Annotated in this window: 11 protein-coding genes; 1 reads left to right on the plus strand and 10 read right to left on the minus strand. The window is 47.0% G+C overall.

Features of this window, described 5'->3' with window-relative positions; genetic code table 11:
* Positions 1-281: 281 nt before the first annotated feature.
* The 10 genes from DTQ70_RS04860 to DTQ70_RS04905 all read right to left on the minus strand — a co-directional run bounded on the left by DTQ70_RS04860 (position 282) and on the right by DTQ70_RS04905 (position 18,104).
* Positions 282-2,297 (minus strand): glycoside hydrolase family 127 protein, encoded by a 2,016-nt coding sequence (locus DTQ70_RS04860; RefSeq protein ID WP_122929768.1) that lies wholly within the window; start codon positions 2,295-2,297, stop codon positions 282-284.
* 98 nt (positions 2,298-2,395) lie between these two features.
* Positions 2,396-3,619, minus strand: coding sequence for a glycosylase (locus DTQ70_RS04865; protein WP_229600071.1), 1,224 nt, complete (start codon positions 3,617-3,619; stop codon positions 2,396-2,398).
* Positions 3,603-4,886, minus strand: coding sequence for a bile acid:sodium symporter family protein (locus DTQ70_RS04870; protein WP_122929769.1), 1,284 nt, complete (start codon positions 4,884-4,886; stop codon positions 3,603-3,605). Before DTQ70_RS04870 ends, DTQ70_RS04865 begins: the two co-directional genes overlap by 17 nt.
* A gap of 102 nt (positions 4,887-4,988) precedes the next feature.
* Positions 4,989-5,648 carry an aspartate/glutamate racemase family protein gene (locus DTQ70_RS04875; protein ID WP_206019632.1) on the minus strand — a complete coding sequence of 220 codons (660 nt, stop codon included), beginning with the start codon at positions 5,646-5,648 and terminating at the stop codon, positions 4,989-4,991.
* A gap of 63 nt (positions 5,649-5,711) precedes the next feature.
* A complete protein-coding gene (locus DTQ70_RS04880) occupies positions 5,712-7,121 on the minus strand; it encodes a four-carbon acid sugar kinase family protein (protein WP_122934270.1) in 1,410 nt (469 codons plus the stop codon).
* 100 nt (positions 7,122-7,221) lie between these two features.
* Positions 7,222-8,484 carry a ribulose-bisphosphate carboxylase large subunit family protein gene (locus DTQ70_RS04885; protein ID WP_122929771.1) on the minus strand — a complete coding sequence of 421 codons (1,263 nt, stop codon included), beginning with the start codon at positions 8,482-8,484 and terminating at the stop codon, positions 7,222-7,224.
* 104 nt (positions 8,485-8,588) lie between these two features.
* Positions 8,589-10,007 (minus strand): RagB/SusD family nutrient uptake outer membrane protein, encoded by a 1,419-nt coding sequence (locus tag DTQ70_RS04890; protein ID WP_122934271.1) that lies wholly within the window; start codon positions 10,005-10,007, stop codon positions 8,589-8,591.
* A gap of 116 nt (positions 10,008-10,123) precedes the next feature.
* Positions 10,124-13,234, minus strand: a complete 3,111-nt coding sequence (locus tag DTQ70_RS04895; RefSeq protein WP_229600072.1) for a TonB-dependent receptor — start codon at positions 13,232-13,234, stop codon at positions 10,124-10,126.
* Between the two features lie 263 nt (positions 13,235-13,497).
* Positions 13,498-15,006, minus strand: coding sequence for a RagB/SusD family nutrient uptake outer membrane protein (locus DTQ70_RS04900; protein WP_122934272.1), 1,509 nt, complete (start codon positions 15,004-15,006; stop codon positions 13,498-13,500).
* A gap of 41 nt (positions 15,007-15,047) precedes the next feature.
* Positions 15,048-18,104, minus strand: coding sequence for a TonB-dependent receptor (locus DTQ70_RS04905; protein WP_122929773.1), 3,057 nt, complete (start codon positions 18,102-18,104; stop codon positions 15,048-15,050).
* 481 nt (positions 18,105-18,585) lie between these two features.
* Here DTQ70_RS04905 and DTQ70_RS04910 point away from each other — a divergent pair, with 481 nt between their 5' ends.
* Positions 18,586-19,350: a DeoR/GlpR family DNA-binding transcription regulator gene (locus DTQ70_RS04910; protein WP_122934273.1), complete on the plus strand. Its 765-nt coding sequence runs from the start codon at positions 18,586-18,588 to the stop codon at positions 19,348-19,350.
* Positions 19,351-19,449 lie beyond the last annotated feature (99 nt).

The raw sequence follows: 19,449 nt of genomic DNA on the forward strand, positions 1-19,449 counted from the left end.
GAAAATAAAAGTTAAAAGCATTCGTAATATTGTCATTTTATAAAATACCCGCTAATGTTTTGAGGCTGGTACAGGCAGGGGTTTTGTGATTAAACTTCATTTTCATAATTGTTATTGAGAGTTGCTAACTTATTTCTTACGTCTGTTGGTACTTTCAGACTTTCTGTGCCGTGATGCATTACAAGGGGGCAAACCTCACTCCCTCCACAAAAATAACAAAAAAACGGCGTCTATCCCTAAAATGTCAGGAATAGACGCCATACTATTTTAAACCACCAATCCTACCGCACAACAGGCACCCAAATCGTCATTTCCGATTGGCCTCGGTTGGCCCAGGCGTAGTAGGGAATGAGTTTGAGCGGGATGGTTTTCTTGGCTTGGGAAAGGGGGCGGTAAAGTTGCTTGTCCCAGTTTTTGTCGTTGATGAGCAAGCCGTTGGTTTCTAAGGCTGTCAATGTCGTGTTATCCAACTTCGTCGTTACGGGCTTGAAAGCGGCGGTGCTGGGAAGGGCCACGTCAAAAACGCGGGTAGCAGCGGGCATGTCGGGCGATTCCAAACAATACACCATCGGCCCACGCTTCACCGCCACTTGGTTGCGGTTTTCTTCTACCAACGGGTTTGATTCCAACAGTTCCGTCGGCATGGCCATGTTCCACGTCACCACGTCTCCTTTTTTCCAAGCGCGTTCAATGGTCACGTAGCCGCGGTCGTTGGTGTAAGGAGTGGCTTTGCCGTTGATGAACAATTTTGCCTCCGAACACCAGCTTGGCAAACGCAATTTGAGCCCAAAACTGCTGGCGGGGAACTGCTCCACCGTGATTTTTACGTTGCCGTCCCACGGATAGTTGCTCTCTTGGCGCAGGGCGATGGCTTGGCCGTTTTGGAGGGTTGTTTGTAGCTGACTGCTGCCGTAGAGGTTACACCAAACGGCGTTGTGGCTGAGGCTGTAGGCGTAGTCGCTTACCTCGGTAATGGTGCGTACTGTGTTAGGCGGGCAGCAGTTGGAAATGCGGATGTAAGGAATGCGTCCCCCCATCCAGCGAAGTTGGTACGGAAAATCGTTGGAGGCCGCTAAAGGGTTGGTATAAAAGAACTTATCGCCCGAAAGGCTAATGCCTGACAACACGCTGTTGTACAACGCCAATTCCACCACGTCGGTGTAGCGGGCGTCACCTGTGAGGGTAAACATCCGCCAGTTGAACAAGACGTTGCCAATGTTGGCGCAGGTTTCGTTGTGGGCGCTGACGTTGGGCAGTTGGTAGTCGCGGCCAAAGGCTTGGTGCGTTTTTTGGACGTCGTTGGGTTTGTAGGAAGTTCCGTAGGGCGAAACACCGTCAAACAGCGCCCCGCAAGCCCCCGTAACGTACATTTTGCGTTGGGTGAGGTTGTCCCAAATCAAATTCAACGAACGCATCAACGAATCTTCGCCCGTTTCGGCATACACATCGGCGACGCCCGCGTAAAGGTACGTACCGCGCACGGCGTGCCCCATTGCCACCGTTTGCTGACGAAACGGAATGCGGTCTTGGTTGTCGTCGGTGCCTTCAGTGGTGCCTTTGATGTTGATAAGGTACTTCACCAGCTCCAAGTATTTCTTTTCGTTGGTGGTGCGGTACAGTTCCGTCAAGCCCATGTAGTGCGCGGGGCACAGGGCGTTGCGGGCTTGTTCGGGCGTGGCGACTTTGTAAAAACCAATCAAGAAATCGGCCGATTTTTTGGCAATATCGAGGAGGTTGGTTTTTCCTGTCGCGCGGTGGTGTACGCAGGCCGCCGTCATCAAATGGCCAAAATTGTAGGCTTCAAAACTCAGTTTATCGTCAAATAGCTTCGCGTTGCCCGTTTTCTTTTGTTCGATAATGGCTTTGGTATAAATATAGCCGTCTTCGCGCTGGGCCTTGGCCATCACAGCAATGGCTTTTTCCATAAGGGCGTCCAGTTCGGGGTCTTTGGTAGAAGCATACAAACTTGCCACGGCCTCAAACGTCTTATAAAAATCGCCATCGTGAAACGATGGGCCTTTAAAATTGCCCGCTTCCAACCCTGCTGCGATTTCAAAATTCCGAAACGAATGGCTGACATCGGGGTCGGTGTAGGTTTTCCAAAGCTGCGGCACCATGGTTTCTTTGGCTACCCGAAAGCGGTCGCCCCAAAAACCGCCCGTCCAGCGAACGTCGGTGATGTTGGGCGAATAAACTTTGGCGTAAGGGCTATGGGTGGTGTTGGTAATGCCTTTATTTTGCGCCACGGCAAAAGCCGTTGCTGCAAGAGTACAAATGGCGGTGAAAGAGAGCTTCATTTTGAATTACGAATTACGAATGAGGAATTACGAATAACGAGTTACGGATGACCAATAATAGATAACGGATACACAAATAACAGATAACAGACAATAAATCACTTCTTCTTCGGTGGAGGCGGAGCTACAAAATTCAGGGTGCTTTTGCCTACGTCTTTTGAAGTGGCCACGGCGATACCGCGTTGGTCGTGTTTATTGACCGCGCAATAAAAGTGATAGACGATTCCTTTGTGTTTGATAACGTACGATTTATGGGCGTACATACTATCGTAGGGTTCGGAGGGAGCAATGAGGTCGGCTCCATGCCATTTGGTCCAGTTGACGAGGTCGTACGAACAGGCAAAGCGGTTGTAGGCATCTTTTCGGTCGTTCCAAAAAGCCCCGAAATAAAACATGACCCACAAATCCCCCATTTTTTGCAACACAGCATCCCCCGAAATTCCCGATTGGTGGTCGATGACTGGGTCTTGGCCAAAGCGTTTCCAGGTTTTCATGTCATTAGAAACTGCCATACCAATGCGCTCAATCAAGCGGTATTTGGGATTGTTGTTGCTAGTATCGCCGTTTGCATTGTAGTACAGTATAAACGGATAACCCGTGGTTTTCTTTTTGTCCCAAATCACCGTGCTTTTATAGAGCTTTTTATTTTCCCACCAGCGCACATCGGGGTCGTCGGGGGTGAGGGTAGGCTTGGGAAGGCGCTGCCACTCTGCGACTTGATGGGGCGGATTTGTGGTAAAAGCCATTCCCAGCGACAATTTGCCTTCTTCGTAGCCACGGGTATTACTGCCCAGGTATGGCATCCAATAGCGACCGTCGTATTTTTGAAGCTTGTAGTTGCCGCCCCATTTGGTATTTTGAAGGGCTACGTAGCCAGCTCGTTGATTGCTGTCCCAATGCGTAGTATCGGTATCGGTAAACGACAGCAAACGCCCCAAGGTTGTCCAATTGAGCAAGTCGTTACTTTTGGCAAGCCACGTTTCGTAGCCACGTCCGTCGTAAATGAGGTAAGTCATGTACCAACCTTTGCCTTTACGAAAAACCGTGGGACAATCGAGCTTTTTCTCGTTGGTAGATGGGGTGATGATCAGACCGTACTTATGCGGCGTCTTAATTTCTTCATACACTTGCTGCATCCGCTCAGGGGATACCGTTTGTGCCGTGGCGTCTTGGAGGAAGAAGAAAAAAAGTAGGAAATAGAAAATGGGGGCAACCTCACCCCCTAAATCCCCCTCCCCTTTTAGGGGAGGAGGACTTTTAAAGCCCTTCTCCTGGAAGGAGAGGGGTTGGGGTGAGGTTACTATGCTAAGCGTGTTCATCATCTTGTTGCCGTTTACGCCAATAATTTGCCAAAATAGACCCCGAAATATTCATCCAAGGGCTAAACACCGTAGCAGGTAGCCCGACAGTACCGAGTTTCCCCATGCTCCCTGCCAGACCCGAGGCCATGCCGCCGTTTTGGAGTCCTACTTCAAAAGCAACAGTACGGCTGGAATTAACGTCTAAGCCAAACAAGCGACTCAACCAATACCCAAAGAAATAACCAGCGGCGTTGTGAATGACTGAGCAGATAAACAACAAAAATCCTACTTTCATCAAATTGTCGCGACCCGCAGCCGTAGTGACGGTTGTAAAGTAAATGATGCCAAACATCGAAAAATAAGGCATTAGACTGTCGAGTTTTGGAAATCGAAGGGTAAGCAAATGGTACAACACACCCACGACAAATGCTCCCGCAAAAAAGCCTAAAATCTCAAGGGATTGCAACAGGGGCGTAGAGGTAATCATTTCTTTGAAAAAAGCCCATAGGCCCAGTGGCAAAGCAAGTAGCCATAAAATACAAATACCAAAAATAAACCAGATTTTTTGCCAACTAGCGGGCGTCGCATTTTTGAGGTAATCGTGTAAAAGGGCCGCGCCGATGGGTACAATGATGATTTTGATAATCTCCATCATCATGTCCACAAAATGAACCTCAATGAGCGTTCCTGCCAACAATTTCATCAATAATGGCGTCAAAAAAGGGGCAACCAAGGTCGCCATAGCAGTTACAATGACCGAAAGTACCAAGTTGGCTTTGGCCAAATATACCATAACATTGGAGGCCAAACCGCTTGAACATGAACCAATCAGAATGATGCCAGCGGCGATTTCGGGCTCAAAGTCAAAGATTTTGGTAAGCAAAAGTCCCATCAAAGGCATGACCGAAAAATGGCACAAAAGCCCGATAATCACACCCTTGCCCGTGGTGGCCAAACCTGCAAAGTCGCGAACGCTCATGTGGATACCCATGCCAAACATGACGGTCTGGATAATGACCAAAATGAGCCATTTGTTACGTAAATCAAAATCTCCCCACTTGGTGAAGGCCGAGGGGTAAATCATGCCCGCTACCACGGCCGCGATGATCCAAGTGGTGTATTGGTAGCCTTTTAACGAAGGAATTGCACCCATGCCAATCGCCAAAGAAACCGCCAATGCCACAGCCGCAGGTTGCCATACATTCGCATAGTCTTGGAGTAGCCCCAATGCCAATAAAATAGTAGCTGCGCTACTCAACCAAAGGGCTATTTTAGATAATTGTCTCATTCAACTAATTGGTTACGTACCTACGGCACGTAGGTTTGAAAGAATTGGCCTTTTGTTTTCTACAAATGTGTAGTCCCTCTGGGACAAGCTTTATTGATAAAACTACGATAATACCGTCGCCAAATACGCCATCGCAATCGGTGGACTGGCCAAAATGGGGACTATTTTCTCTGATTCTGAAAGGGTATCGACGACCCGAGCCATTGAGGCTTGGGCGAGGACAATGACATCCACTTGGGTGCTTAGTTCTTTCAATGCTTTGGCCACCATTTCGTCGTGAAGGGCAGGATTTCCTCCCATCAACGCCTCAAACGCGCCGTCGCACAAGACGGCCTTGAGTTCTATTTCTTTTCCTGTCAAAGCTGCCCGTCTTTGCACTAAATCTGAGGTAGGGGCGAGGGTAGTTGGTAACGTAGCTATGACGCCAATGCGCGACCCCGTTGCTACGGCTTGGTCGGCCATGGGTTGATCCACGCGCAGTACGGGGACTTGGGTAAGGTCGGCAGCGGCTTCTACGGCAACACCAATGGACGAGCAGGTAAACATGATGTAATCTGCTCCTGCACTTTCGGCTGAACCTGCGTAGTTGACTACCCGCCGTGCGGTATCAGCCCGTAGTTCGCCACGGCTAATCACTTGTTTAATGAGACTGTCGTCAACGATGTTAAAGACGTTAACGTGCGGAATGTATTGTTTGCAAAGTTCTTGAAAAACAGGTACTAAGGTTGCGGAGGTGTGAACCAATCCTAATGTTTTTGTCATAATTTTGTATTAGTTAGCGTTGTGCCCGCGGTTACTCTTAACCGCATTTAGGTTTCTCAAAACCTAAAGTTGGATGTCGTCGGGGTTTTGAGAAACCCCTCCCACGGCCTCGTAATAATTTTCAGTCCCCACTTGTCCCCCCTTGAAAATAACTTGTTTCCCATCCAGCGCCGACGAAGGAGCATGGGCCAAACAAATGGGCGCACCTGGCGTTAGTGGAGCGAGCATTTCGACGGCCTCAATGCCCATCGCACGGGCGGCATAGCTGGAGGTATCGCCACCTGCCACGACTACGCGTTGCACGTTGGTTTGAGCTACCACTTCTCGCGCTACCATTCCTAAAGCATTCCCAAAAATCAGCCCCGTTTGTGAACGAATTTCTGCGGGCGTCAGCCCTTTTTGTTCAAAAATCGCATTCGTTTGGGCAATGCGGGGGTCTTGGTTGTCTTTGCTGGTATGGACAATGACCGATTGACCTTGGCGAATTTTTTGGATAGCTTCTTGGATGGTAATTTCTAAAACTTCTAAGGTATTATCTGATTCAATCAATGCCGCCGTATTTATAGCCAGCGACGCAAAACCGCGCTGTTCGGCCCACGCAATTTGCTGCGCCGAGACGGGTGAGCAACTGCCTGAAACTACTAACATTGGCGTATCAATTTCCACTGACTCCCAATCGGTACGGGTTTGAAGTTGCCCCGTTTGTTGCCAATATGCCCCCAATGCGCTTCCAATGCCCGACGAACCTACCGAAAAAAGCGGTGATTGCGGAGGTACATTTTCATCCAAAAGTTGGCCAATACGTACTAAGTGATGGTCGTACAGGGCATCAAAAAGAATATTATCAACACCCTTTTGTAGCACTTCTTGCAAGGAAACCGAGGGCTCAGGTTGTTCAATTTGCAAAATATCAAAAAGCCCCGTCGTGCGTTCCGTTTGTTGAGCTAAATGTAAGCGCAAGTCGCTTTCGTGGGCGGGGGTAATGGGATGAACACTCATCGACGGGTGGCGGTCGAGGCGGTGAATAACTCCTTGACTCCCAATGCCCATGCGTGCAAAAAGATTGCCAAAGGTACAATAACGCCCCAGCGAAGGAGCGGCAACCAAAATAGGAACCCACGGCGATTGAAATACTTCTGCGCCGATTTCAATGGCTTTGCCTATATTCCCAATGCTAGGAGAGGAGTCGAACGTAGAGCAAACTTTGTAGTGAACATGGCGCGGAGAAAGCGATTTGAGGGCTTCAAACGTAGGCAAAAGCTCCCGCTCCATGTTGGCGAGAGAAAGTGAACGTGAAATTCCTGCGATACCAATTGCCTGTAATCCTTTGTATTGACTGACTTGCTCAAGCGTTGGCGGTTCAATAAACAACACCGTACGCGCTCCCGACCGACTCAAGGATTCGAGCGCATCGGTCGAACCCGTAAAGTCGTCACCGTAAAAAGCCAGTAGGAGTTCTTTTTGTAATGTCATTGATTTTCGCTGTGCCATAGGCACTACCTATTTGTAGCAAAAGTAGCTATTGGGTGCATCTTGCTCCGTAGGAGCTACCCATAAATCTAACAAAGTAGAATTATGATACGGGTTGCAACTTCAAAGACTTCCCAAATTTCTCTACCGATTTCCCAAATTCGGGATAAAACTGCGCGGCTTCTTCTACGCTCCAGCCTTTCACGGCGGCTTCCCATGCTTGTTTGAGGGCGACTACGCCCGCCGACGGGCCGCTGGGATGGGCCATAATGCCGCCACCTGCCATGTAAAGCAAGTCTACCGTTTGAGTAAGGCGGTAGGTTTCGGGTGCTTGCCCGCCCCATTGTCCTGAAGAAACGACGGGGAGTACCTCAAAACCTCCCAACAGAGGTCGGCGGCAGGCTTCGATGGAACGCACGACGGAATCGTCGCTTTCCCAAAACTTATTTTGAATGCCATTGACGTGGATTTGGTCAACGCCCACCATGCGCCAAAGTTTTTGGTATGCTACAAAATCAATTCCCAACAACGGATGTCGGGTCAACATCCCCCAGCCGTTGCGGTGGGCATGGACGGGAAGCGCGCCTTGGTCACAGATTTTTTTGACACCTGCCAGCCCCACGGTATTGATACTCACCATTGCACAGGTAGCACCTGCATTGAGGAGGTATTCGTACCGCCGAAGCATAACGTCCACCTCACCGCTGAGGTTGAAGGCGTACATCACTTTTTTACCCGTAGCGTCGGCGTGACGGTTGATGACGTCCATGACCGCGTCCACGCGCGCCTCAAAGGTCGAATTAGCCGCAGACGACATGAGTTCGTCGTCTTTGACAAAATCAATGCCTGCCTCGGTCAGGGTTTTTACCAAAGCCGCGGTTTGCTCGGCGGCCAATCCTATGCTAGGTTTGATGATGGTACCAATGAGTGGACGGTCATACACTTGGGTCAGTTGACGGCAGCCTTTTATTCCAAAACGAGGTCCTGCAAAGTGCGCAGCAAAAGAGTCGGGTACGTCTAAGTCCATGAGTTTTAATCCCGTGAACTGAGTCAGTTCGTATAGATTGCCTTGTAAGGTTGAAATCATCACGGGCAAATTATACCCAAAGTTTTCGACCGACCAAGATACGTTGAGCTTAGCACGGTGGTATGCGTCGTAGCCTTCGGCACCAGGCAAAGCGGGTTGCGACACCGTTTCCAGGAGCTCGATTGATTCTACCTTGGCAGCAAAGCGCTCTTTTAGCTCATCCGTTTCACCAGGGATAGCCACAAAAGTGCCGCTGGACTGTTCGCCAGCCAATACGTTGGCTGCTTTTTCAACGTCAAAAGGCGTTTCAATAAAATAAGTAGCAGATATGCGTTCCATTCAAAACGGAGGCTGTTTAGGTGGTTAAATGGGTGGACAGCTTGGTCAAATCTTCTTGAATTTCAAAGGTTTTGGGCTTACCGTCCTACTTGTGTCATATAGATTTAATAACCCATATTCTGGGTAATCTTATTATTTTGGTCTCTGACAACGTTGGGTATAGGAATCAACAGCTTATTCTGCGTAATACTTTTGCCTTTGGTAGGAAGTACCGTCAAAGCACGATTGGTCCGTTTGAGGTCAAACCAGCGTTGAAATTCAAAGGCAAGTTCCACACGTCGCTCGTGTTCGGTAGCGGCTTCGATGGTGGCATACTTGGTAGAAGGATATTTGGTGGTGCCAAATTCGGGTAGTCCTACTCTTTTGCGAACAAGGTTGAGGTATTGAGGGTCACCAGTCGCTTCGGTCAACAACAACAAGACATCGGCGTAGCGAAGTACTATAAAGTTGTTGTTGGCCGCAATCCGTTGCCCAACGATTGGGGCCGTTTTGTCTTGCCATTTTTTAGGGAATTTGACGCGGGTGAAGGTGCCTTTGGCATCCGTAAAGCCTGTGTCAATGGAAGCAATACGGCGGGCGTCACCCGTTTCGTATTCGTTCCAAATATCATCAACCACCTGATTCATGCCACTGCCGTAGAAGCCCAAGGCATTGGAATTGGGGAAGAAGCTGAGGTAATAGTCGCTAAAAGGAGCCGTTGATGAACCTCCCAAGTACTGAATTTCAAAAATAGATTCTTTCGTGTTTTTGGTTTTGGCATCCCAAAGGGTAGCGTAGCTAGGGAGCAATTGGTACTGCCCACTATCAACCACTTCTTTTAGGGCAGCAGCAGCGTTGGTTTTATCTCCCATGGTCAAATATACTTTACCCAACAACGCTTGTGCCGCTCCTTTGGAAACCTTGCCAACACCAGCAGCCGAGGCCAAAGGCAGCTTACTGGCCGCAAATTGCAAGTCTTTGACAATTTGAGCATACACTTCCGTGACGGGAGAACGCAACACACTGTAGCTTTCTTCGGCGGTAATGGGCTTAGTCACGAGCGGAATTTCTCCCCAAATCTGTACCATCTGAAAGTAATAAAGTGAACGTAAAAACATCATTTCTCCCTTTACTCTGTCACGGTACGCGGCGTCCACGTCGGCCGTTTCGATTTTGTCGAGCACAATATTTACGTTGTACAACGACTTATAAAAGTCTTGCCAAAACTGATACACCATCGTATTGGCGGGCGCGAGGGTGTAATCGCGAAACTGCCATTTGTCGGCCATATTACCCGAAATATTCAGGATTGTCACATTGTCACCCATCAATTCACCCATGTACGAAACAGGCCCTTCTGGATTATAAACCGTGTAAAGCGTCGCATAAGCGGCGTTGGACGCCAAGTCAAAATCGGCTTTGGTTTTGAAAAAATTACCTGCATTAGGGTTAGAAACAGGCGCTAATTGAAGAAAAGAATCGCTACAACTGCTCATCACCATTCCTGTGAGGCAGACTGCTATTATGTGTTTGAACTTGTTCATTGCTTTGTGTTTTTTGATTACCATATAGGTACATAGGGGATTTTCACAGTAGAAAACATAGAAAAGGCTATGTGTTTTTATGTGTAAATTCTATTGATAACTATGTGGTAAATAAATTAAAAATCAACCTTGACACCTACTGTAATCACGCGTGGAAGTGGGTACGAACCGTAATCAACCCCTTGGAAAGCACCAGGAACAGGAGCATTTCCGCTGGTGTATGAGCCCGAAGTCTCCATGCTGCTGCTGTACGAGGTGGTTCCGTAGGTCGTGTTTTCGGGGTCGTAGCCGTCTTTGTATTTAGAAAGGATAAACACGTTTTCGGCATTGACATACACCCGTGCCGACTTCATGTTCATCTTGCTCAATATTTTGCTCGGAATGGCGTACGAAATACGGATGTTTTTCATACGCAAGAACGAAGCATCGCTTACCCAATATGATGAAAACTGCTTTTGTAACCCTTGGTAACTCACGTTGGGTTTGAAGTGAATACCGTCGCCTGGGTCGCTTTCTGAGCGCCAGTAGTTGTACATGCTGGCGTAGAAGTTACGGCCGTTGTCCCATGTACCCAAATAGCGAATATTGTTGTTGGCGATTTCTCCACCGTACGCGCCTTGAAGCATAAACGAAAAGTCAAAGCCCTTGTAAGTGAAGGTGTTGGTCATTCCAGCAATGAAGTCAGGTTGGTTGTTGCCAATGATGGTTCGGTCGGCGTCGGTGATTTTGCCATCGCCGTTTACGTCGCGTACTTTCGGGTCGCCTGGGGTGGTGCTGGCGTGGTGCGGATAGGCATCCACTTCGGCTTGGTTTTTAAACACACCGTCGAAAATGTATCCGTAGAAGTTAGAAACGGGTTGGCCTACTTCAGTCCGAACCGTCACGACGTTGTCAACGTACTGGATAGGCGCGTTGCCTGGGCCAAGTTGTAGTACTTTGTTGCGGTTGCGAGAGAAGTTAAAATCTGTCGTCCACTTAAATTCGCCTACGGTATTTTTGGTTGAAATGTTCAATTCAATCCCACGGTTACGCATTTTGCCGATGTTGGTCAACTGAGATGAGAACCCTGTAATATCAGGCACGGGAACAAACAAAAGCATGTCGCGGGTAAGGGAGTTGTAAAACTCTACTGAACCAGAAATACGGTTGTTCAATATTCCCAAATCTAAACCGAGGTTAAACATGTTGGTTTTTTCCCATTTCAAATTGGGATTGGCAATGCTACCAACGCGCAAACCGTTGTTCATGGTGCTTCCATAAACATAGTTAGAAGCCGAAAGGAGACTAATGGCTCCGTAGTTTGGAATTTGATTGTTACCCGTTACGCCGTAGCTCACGCGGAGTTTGAGGTTGTTGATGTTTTTCAAATTGCTCATAAAGGCTTCGTCCGAAATCAACCAACCTGCGGATACCGATGGGAAATAACCCCATTTGTTGTTGTCACCAAAGCGCGACATTCCGTCGCGGCGAATCGTTCCTGTCAAGAAATAACGATTATTGAAATTGTATTGCAAACGCGCAATGTACGACAGCAGCGACCATTCGCTGGCGGTGGTGTTTCCTGCCGTCACCGTACCTGCGTTGAGTGTGTGTACCAAGTCGTTCGGAAAGTTATTGGCGGCTACGTACATGGTTTCGTCGCGCTGTTTTTGCGACGTATAACCGATCAAACCCGTGAGTGAATGGTCGCCGATTTGTTTGTCGTAGGTCAATGTATTCTCACTCAACCAGTTGAACATGTAGCTGTTGCCTGCATTGGCTTGTGCAGCCAATACGGCCGAGTAACCATATTTTTGTTTGTCGTTCCAGTAAAAATGGTTACGCGTGTTGAAAAGGTTGCCGCTGAGGCTAGTACGAAACTTGAGGTTTTTCAAAATGTTGTATTCCAAATAGGCTGTTCCCAACGTATTGAACGATTTGGTGCCTTTGTCCACCTCGCGGGTGAGCGAGTAAGGGTGCCAAAGGTTCATATCGCCAAAAGACGTAAAACGGAACCAAGTAGAGTTGGGGTCGCGGTAGCCGAGGTTACCATTTTCGTTGTAAACGGGAAAATGTGGGTTGCTCTGCAAGCCTAAGCTAATGACGTCGCTTTTGCCTTTGGTGCCTTCGGTGCGGTCAAAAATGCTCGTTACACCCAAGTTTAAGCCAATGGTCAATTTGTCAGTGACCATCGTTTTTACGTTGGAGCGGAGGGCCAAACGCTTGTAATAGTTCATGTCCAAAATGGCCGTTTGGTCCAAATACGCCCCCGAAAACATGTATTGCGTTTTTTCTGTCCCACCCGATACCGAGATTTGGCCGTTGTACATTGGGGCCGTTCTGAACATCACGTCTTGCCAGTTGGTACCCGCACCAAATTGTTGAGGATTGGTCAAGAAGTCTTCAGGGATTTTTAATAAAGTTGGACGTAATGCGTTGCCATCGGTGGCTTTTCCACCTGCCGCAATCCATGCGTTGTTTTTGGCGTCGATGTACGTACGGATAAATTGCTGCGCATCCATCATTTCGATTTGACGGGCTACTTTTTGCGAGCCATATTCGAGGTTTACACTGACACTTGGCTTGCCTGCTTTGCCGAGTTTGGTCGTCACAATCACTACCCCGCTCGATCCGCGCGACCCGTAAATTGCCGCCGAGGAAGCATCTTTTAGTACTTCTACCGACTCAATATCTTGCGGGTTAATCATGTTGAGGTTGAAGTTTTCCAAAGGTACACCGTCAACCACCAACAGCGGGTTTGTCCCAGCAGTAATGGAGCTTACCCCGCGAATTTTAATAAACGGCGACGAGCCTGGAGCACCTTGGGCTTGGGAAATATTGACCCCCGCCACTTGCCCCGCCAACGACTGCGCCACGTTGCTAAACGAACGGTCTTGAAATTGCTTGTTGTTGATGGACGCAACGGCACCCGTCACGGCACGTTTACTTTGTGTACCATAACCCACGACAACAACTTCGTTCAAGATTTTGCTGGAAGGCAACAACGAAACGTTGATGATTGAGCGCTTATTAATGGCGATTTCCTGCGTTTCATAACTCACTGAGCTAAAAACCAACGTAGCGTTTTCGGGAGCAGCGAGGCTGTAAGCGCCTTCGGCGTTTGAGATAGTTCCCGTTGTAGTTGATTTTACCACAATCGAAACCCCTGGAACGGGCTTGCCTGTTTCGTCGGTAATTTTTCCCGTGATTGGTTTGTTTTGGCCAAAAACTTGAGCGAAACAAAACAAAAGTAAAAGAAAAAACAAAGAGAAGTGTTTCGTTCGTTTTATAAGTAGAAAAGGGTTCATGATGTGTTGATTTGTCGCTGAAAAATGTAAATATTTACTTAAAAAATACTACATGAGGTGGAGCAAATGTAAAATAGGGGTTTCATAGTTCCGTCCTGAGCCGTCCTGAAATCGAAACTAAACGAAAGTCAAAGCTTTCGTTTAGTTCTATTCAATTCATCATCTATCTAAAAAATGAGGGTTGCGTTAATGCCCTTCAAACCTTAATATCCTGGATTTTGTACCAATTTCGGATTGACCTGTACTTCACTAAAAGGAATGGGAAAAAGCAGTCGGTTTTGAGTGACGTTGTAAGAAGAGGTCAATAAATTAGGGTACTTTCCACTGGCTTTTAGCTTAGTGCCGTAGGCTGTCATCACTTCGATGGCCTTGCCCGTACGCACCAAATCCAGCCAACGTTTGTTTTCAAAAGCCAATTCGATTCGCCTTTCTTTTAGAATCAACTCGCGAAGCTCGGCTTGGTTGGTAGTTGTCGTGGCCGATAAACCTGCTCGGATTCTGATGGCGTTGAGGTGTGGCAATGCTTCACTTGATTTTCCTTGTTCGTTCAATGATTCTGCTAACATGAGCAATACTTCGGCATAGCGATACACAGGCCAATTGTCGTTGTTATTGGGGGAAGAACCGTTGGGGGTAGGAAAAGGCAAATTGAAGTATTTTTTGATAAAAGGCTGTGCTACAAATTTGCCACTTTCGGTATAGCCCTCTACGACGGAAGCTGCCTTACGCTTGTCGCCAGTTTCGTAAGCCGCCACCAAATCGTCGGTGGGGATGTTCCATCCTCCAATGCTTTGATTGTTGAACGTGAAACCAACGAGTGGCGTTAAATTGGTCAAGTTTGGGGCAAAAACGTAGCCAAATGAGCTTTGTAGTCCCAAATTCCCTTGCAAATATTGTACTTCAAAAATTGATTCGGCGTGGTTTTTATTGGCAGGACTAAATACTGAAGCATAGTCTGGAAGCAGCGAATATTGTCCCGAGCTTACCACTTCTTTGAGGACGCTTTCGGCTTCTGCCCACTGTTTGAGCACAATGTGGACGTTGCCCAGGAGGGTCTTGGCGGCACCGATCGTGGCTCGCCCTTTCTCTTGGGTGAGTTTGTTGGGCAATAAGGTTGCAGCTTCTTTGGCATCTTTGACGATTTGGGCATACACGTCGGTTTTAGGTGTACGTGTCAAGGCTGATTGTACCCCAATGATTTCATCGGCACTGCCCGATGTGGGTTTTAATACCAATGGTACGTCGCCAAAATATTGTACCAAGTCGAAATACGCTAATGCCCTGAGAAACAGTACTTGGCCTTTTAGGTTTTTCTTCACTGCTTCGTCGATGGTTGCCGCGTCTATTCGGAGCAATACTTCGTTGGCGTAGGCAATGACACGGTAGTTAGATGTCCATTTTTCGCTGGTTGGGGCAGCCGTGGGATTGTCCACAAAATCGGCAATTTCTTCCCGAACTAAATTCCCACGGTTGGAGCTGTTAAAAATATAATGCGTATTGTCGGAGCGCATCTCACCCATGATGTAGGCGCTATTATAGACGTTACGGAGAGGTGCATACGTAGCATTGACTGCTTGTATAAAGTCGTTTTGGGTTTGGAAAAAATTGGATGAACTAATAAAGTTTTTGGGGGGAATTTCGATAAAACTTTTGTCGCACGAACTCATCGTCAACAACAAAAGACAGCCTATCCATAGTTTATTCGTTTTCATATTTTGTGTTGTGTTTGAGGTGATAGCAGGTCTGACCATGGTTACAAGCCAAGATTTACTCCAAAAGTGAACGTCCGTGGTACTGGGTAAGCACCTTGGTCAAGTCCCTGTTGCAATGGGTCAGCGCCGCCTGTGTTTACTTCAGGGTTAGAGCCTTGGTACTTAGTGAATACCAGCGCCTGCTGAATGCTTGCGTACAAACGCAGGGTACGAATGTGTTTGCGCTCTTTGAGGGGGACATTGTAGCCCAAGGCGATGTTTTTAATGGTTAAAAAGCTACCATCCGTCACCCAATTAGAGTTAGCGTTGCGGAAAAGTCCCGTCGTACCCGCCAACGTGCGAGGATAAAGGCCGTCGCCTGGATTTTGTTCTGATTTCCAACGGCGAGTGGCCGCTTTGTTGACATTAAATACGCCGTCTAAGTTGTCAGTATATTCCAAAGCAGTGTTCATGATGTCGTTGCCAACTGAACCTGCCGCTACGATAGATAAATCAAACTTTTTGTAAGAGAAAGAGTTTGTGATCCCAAATATAAAGTCGGGGTTAGGATTTCCGATGATGGTGCGGTCATCCACTGTAATGACACCGTCGCCATTGACATCCTTCATTTTAACCGTTCCAACATTGGAGGTTTGGAACTTAGGGGAGGCGTCGAAATCGGCTTTGGTCATATAAATACCGTCGAAAACGTAGCCCCACAACATTCCGATTGGCTGACCCACTTTGGTAATATTGCGACTGGTACCTCCTCCCAAGGAAGCATTGGCAGTGCCGAGTTGTTGAACAATGTTGCGGTTAAACGAAATGTTGAAATCGGTATTCCACGTAAAAGCGCCTACCATATTTTGTGAACTTACCGTAAATTCGTGACCCCAGAACTTGATTTTTCCAATATTAGCAATGAAGTTGGCATAACCCGTGTAGGTAGGAACAGGGACGTTGAACAGCAACCCATCGGTCGTTTTGGTGTAATAATCGTAGCCAAACGTAAGGCGATTGTTGAGTACGCCTAAATCAAATCCAATATCGAACTGGCGCGTTTTTTCCCAGCCCAAAGTAGCATTAGCCAAGGTGGTTACAGCATTGCCTGCGGCGAGGGCATTGTTGAAAACATAGTTGTTGGTACTTCCTGAATTTGAGGCGCTTACGTTGGCATAGTACGTATAATTTCCTATATTATTGTTGCCTGTTTCACCATAGCTCGTTCGAAGTTTGAGCAACGAAATAGCCTTTACATTCGACATGAAATTCTCGTCTGAGACAACCCAACCCGCTGAAACAGAGGGAAAATTCCCCCATTTGTTATCAGATCCAAAGCGCGACGAACCATCGCGGCGAATGGCTGCTGTGAGGAAATATTTGCCTTTATAATTGTAATTGATACGGGCTAAGTACGACAATAAACTCCATTCTTGAATGTCGCTTGTGGGGGTAAACGTTGTAGCGGCACTCAACGTTCGTACCACATCATTGGGAAAGTTGGTGGCAGTGATATTGCTCATGTCACCACGAAAACGCTGGGCTGAAAATCCACCCAATACTTCAAAATCGTGTTCTCCTATGGAGTTTTTGTAAGTGGCGGTGTTTTCAGAAAGCCAAGAGGTGAATTGGTTATTGTTGAGGGTTAAATCACCCGAAGCACGAGGGACGGCCTGGTTAACGGCGGCTGAGGTCGAAGGGACAAAATTGCTAAACAATACCTGTCCAACTTCGGCATTCAACGTGGTTTTTAGGGTAAGACCTTTGAGTACCTCGTATTCTAAGAATGCCGTAGATAACAAACGGTTGTTTTTGGTGGTAGCATCGGCTTCTTTAGCCACACGATACCAGTTGGGGTTAGGTAAAGTACCAGGCGAAACGGCTGTGACGGGCAAAGTCCCGTCAGGGTTTATGGCAGGTGCCAAAGGCGAGGAAACCAAGGCGCTGGTAAAAAGGCTACCCGAGGTAAAAGGGCCGCCGTCGGTGGGGCGTCCTGTGGTTACGGCCAAAACAGGCGCAACGTTTAACCCCATTCTTACCTTGTCGTTGAGTGTGTATTCGGTATTGATACGTGCATTGAAACGCTTGTAGTTTGAGTTGATCAAGACGCCGTCTTGGTTGAAAAAACTCATTACAGCCGAAGTGCTAAGTTTTTCTTTACCAGCTGTTAACGAAACGCTATAACTTTGAATAGGCGCCGTTCGGGTAATGAGCCGATACCAGTTAGTTCCTTCTCCATACTGCTCAGGGTTCTGAAATTCAGCGGGAACGGCGCGGTTGTTTTCGAGGTAAATATCCTTGCGGAATTGTGCCCATTCACGGGCCGACATCAGTTCAGGAATGCCGCGTTCTGGGATTTTTTGAAGTCCATAGAATGCATTCACATTGACTGAAGTTTGCCCAGATTTAGCGCGTTTGGTTGTAATCATCACCACGCCATTGCTGGCACGGGAGCCATACAAAGAGGTAGAGGCGGCATCTTTTAAGACACTAATGCTCTCAATTTCGTCGGGATTGAGAACGTTGATGTCGCCCGTAATTGGAAAGCCGTCCACCACATACAAAGGCTGATTTCCAGCGGTGATAGAAGCCTGACCGCGTATTCTGACCGACATTCCTTCACCAAGGCGGCCCGTGGTTTGAAGGATCTGTACCCCTGCAAGTTTTCCTTGTAGTTTCTGCGTCATTTGAGCGACAGGAATATCTTGTAACTCTTTGGTATTGAGGGTTTGAACGGCTCCCGTTACGGCTTTTTTACTTTGCGTACCATAACCCACTACCACCACTTCATTTAGCAGCTTGCTGGAGGGTTTGAGTATGATATCAATGTTCGTTCGCCGATTGACAGCGATTTCTTGTGACTCGTAGCTGATGGCACTAATGACCAAAATGGCATCGTCGGGGACTGAGAGCGAATAAGTGCCGTCTGCACCAGAAATTGTGCCTGTCGTAGAAGATTTGACAACTACTGATACGCCAGGGACAGACTTTCCTGCTTCATCCAGAATTTTGCCTTTTAGTAAGATGGCGTTCGTTTGCCCCAATATGGGAGCATAGTAAAATAAAAACAAAACAAACGAAAGACACCTTAAAAGATTTAAGGATAGAAATGGTTTCATGATGAGGGTTTTTTACTGTTATAAATCCAATTGTTTAGCTGAAAAGTGATAAATAGGTAGGGCAAATGTAGCATAGGCTGTATCCTTAGCTGTTATGAACTATCCTGATAAAACAAAAGAAAACGAAAGTTGGCTTTTAGGGTTTCTTTTAAAAGTACAATCGATGCCCTACCGAGTAATATTTGACTTTTTGTTGTAAAAAATAAAAATAAAACAAGCTATTGACTTATTTTATGCCTCGGGTATTAAGATGAGAATCAATAAAATATTGGAAAAGTTTTATTTTTAACAAAAGAAAAAATAAAAATTATATTTCGATTATTTTCTTTTTGTTTCTTTTGTTTTATGTTTGTGGCGAAGTTTTTTCCAAGTAATGTACCTAGTAATGGCTTTTTTGCCTGTGACATTACTTTTTTGTTTTCTTATTATTTCTTTTCTTTGGAGAGAAACTATCTGTTCAAATTCCTTAAAAAGTAACAAAATGCTTCCAAATCAAAGAAGAGAAAAAATATTAGAGCTGTTGTACGAGGACGGCTCTGCCAAAGTGGTGGATTTAGCACACTTGTTCAAAGTAACCGAAGTGACGATTCGGCAAGATTTAGAAAAGCTTGAAAAAGAGGGGATTGTGGTGCGCGAACACGGAGGGGCATATTTGAAAAGTGTGCGCGAACAAGTAAGCTCGTTTTCGTTGGCCCACCAAGAAAATATGGATAAAAAGGAAATCATTGCGGCCACCTGCCTCGACTATATCGACAACGGTGACACGATTATTTTGGATTCGGGAAGTACAACGACAGAAATCGCAAAAAAAATCAAAGGAAACCGCCGCCTGACAGTTATCACCAATGCCATGAACATTGGTTTGATGCTGGGAGCGGAACAAAACATCGAAGTGATTCTAACAGGAGGTGAATTTAAACCACCTACGTTGTCGCTGACGGGTCAGAAAGCCGCCGATTTTTTCAAAGGGATTCACGTCCAAAAATTGTTTTTAGCCACGGCAGGAATTTCGCTCAAAGCGGGACTTACCTACCCTAGTATCAGCGACTTAGTGGTAAAAAAAGCGATGATTGACGCCGCCGAAACTACCTACTTGGTTGCCGATTCGAGCAAGGTGGGAAAAAGTGCGTTTGCGAGCCTTGGAGCGTTGTCGCTGATTAATTATTTGATTACTGATAATGGCATAGAAGATGCTCATTTACAGCTTTTTAAGCAAAATGACATTGAAGTGATTATTGCGAAATAACGGTCAAGGCTGAAGCCCTTAATAAAGGAAATATCGGGTTATCCCCATGCTAAACAAACTCTCCTCTAACTACGCCCTTCAGGGCGTGGAAAAGAAGGT

Source organism: Runella sp. SP2 (assembly GCF_003711225.1).
Taxonomy (GTDB): domain Bacteria; phylum Bacteroidota; class Bacteroidia; order Cytophagales; family Spirosomataceae; genus Runella.

Excerpts from the sequence above, each read along its gene's own strand:
- DTQ70_RS04870 (WP_122929769.1), bottom strand. The coding sequence starts at position 4,886 with ATGAGACAATTATCTAAAATAGCCCTTTGGTTGAGTAGCGCAGCTACT.
- DTQ70_RS04860 (WP_122929768.1), bottom strand. The coding sequence starts at position 2,297 with ATGAAGCTCTCTTTCACCGCCATTTGTACTCTTGCAGCAACGGCTTTT.
- DTQ70_RS04880 (WP_122934270.1), bottom strand. The coding sequence starts at position 7,121 with ATGACATTACAAAAAGAACTCCTACTGGCTTTTTACGGTGACGACTTT.
- DTQ70_RS04900 (WP_122934272.1), bottom strand. The coding sequence starts at position 15,006 with ATGAAAACGAATAAACTATGGATAGGCTGTCTTTTGTTGTTGACGATG.
- DTQ70_RS04890 (WP_122934271.1), bottom strand. The coding sequence starts at position 10,007 with ATGAACAAGTTCAAACACATAATAGCAGTCTGCCTCACAGGAATGGTG.
- DTQ70_RS04905 (WP_122929773.1), bottom strand. The coding sequence starts at position 18,104 with ATGAAACCATTTCTATCCTTAAATCTTTTAAGGTGTCTTTCGTTTGTT.
- DTQ70_RS04875 (WP_206019632.1), bottom strand. The coding sequence starts at position 5,648 with ATGACAAAAACATTAGGATTGGTTCACACCTCCGCAACCTTAGTACCT.
- DTQ70_RS04910 (WP_122934273.1), top strand. The coding sequence starts at position 18,586 with ATGCTTCCAAATCAAAGAAGAGAAAAAATATTAGAGCTGTTGTACGAG.
- DTQ70_RS04885 (WP_122929771.1), bottom strand. The coding sequence starts at position 8,484 with ATGGAACGCATATCTGCTACTTATTTTATTGAAACGCCTTTTGACGTT.
- DTQ70_RS04865 (WP_229600071.1), bottom strand. The coding sequence starts at position 3,619 with ATGATGAACACGCTTAGCATAGTAACCTCACCCCAACCCCTCTCCTTC.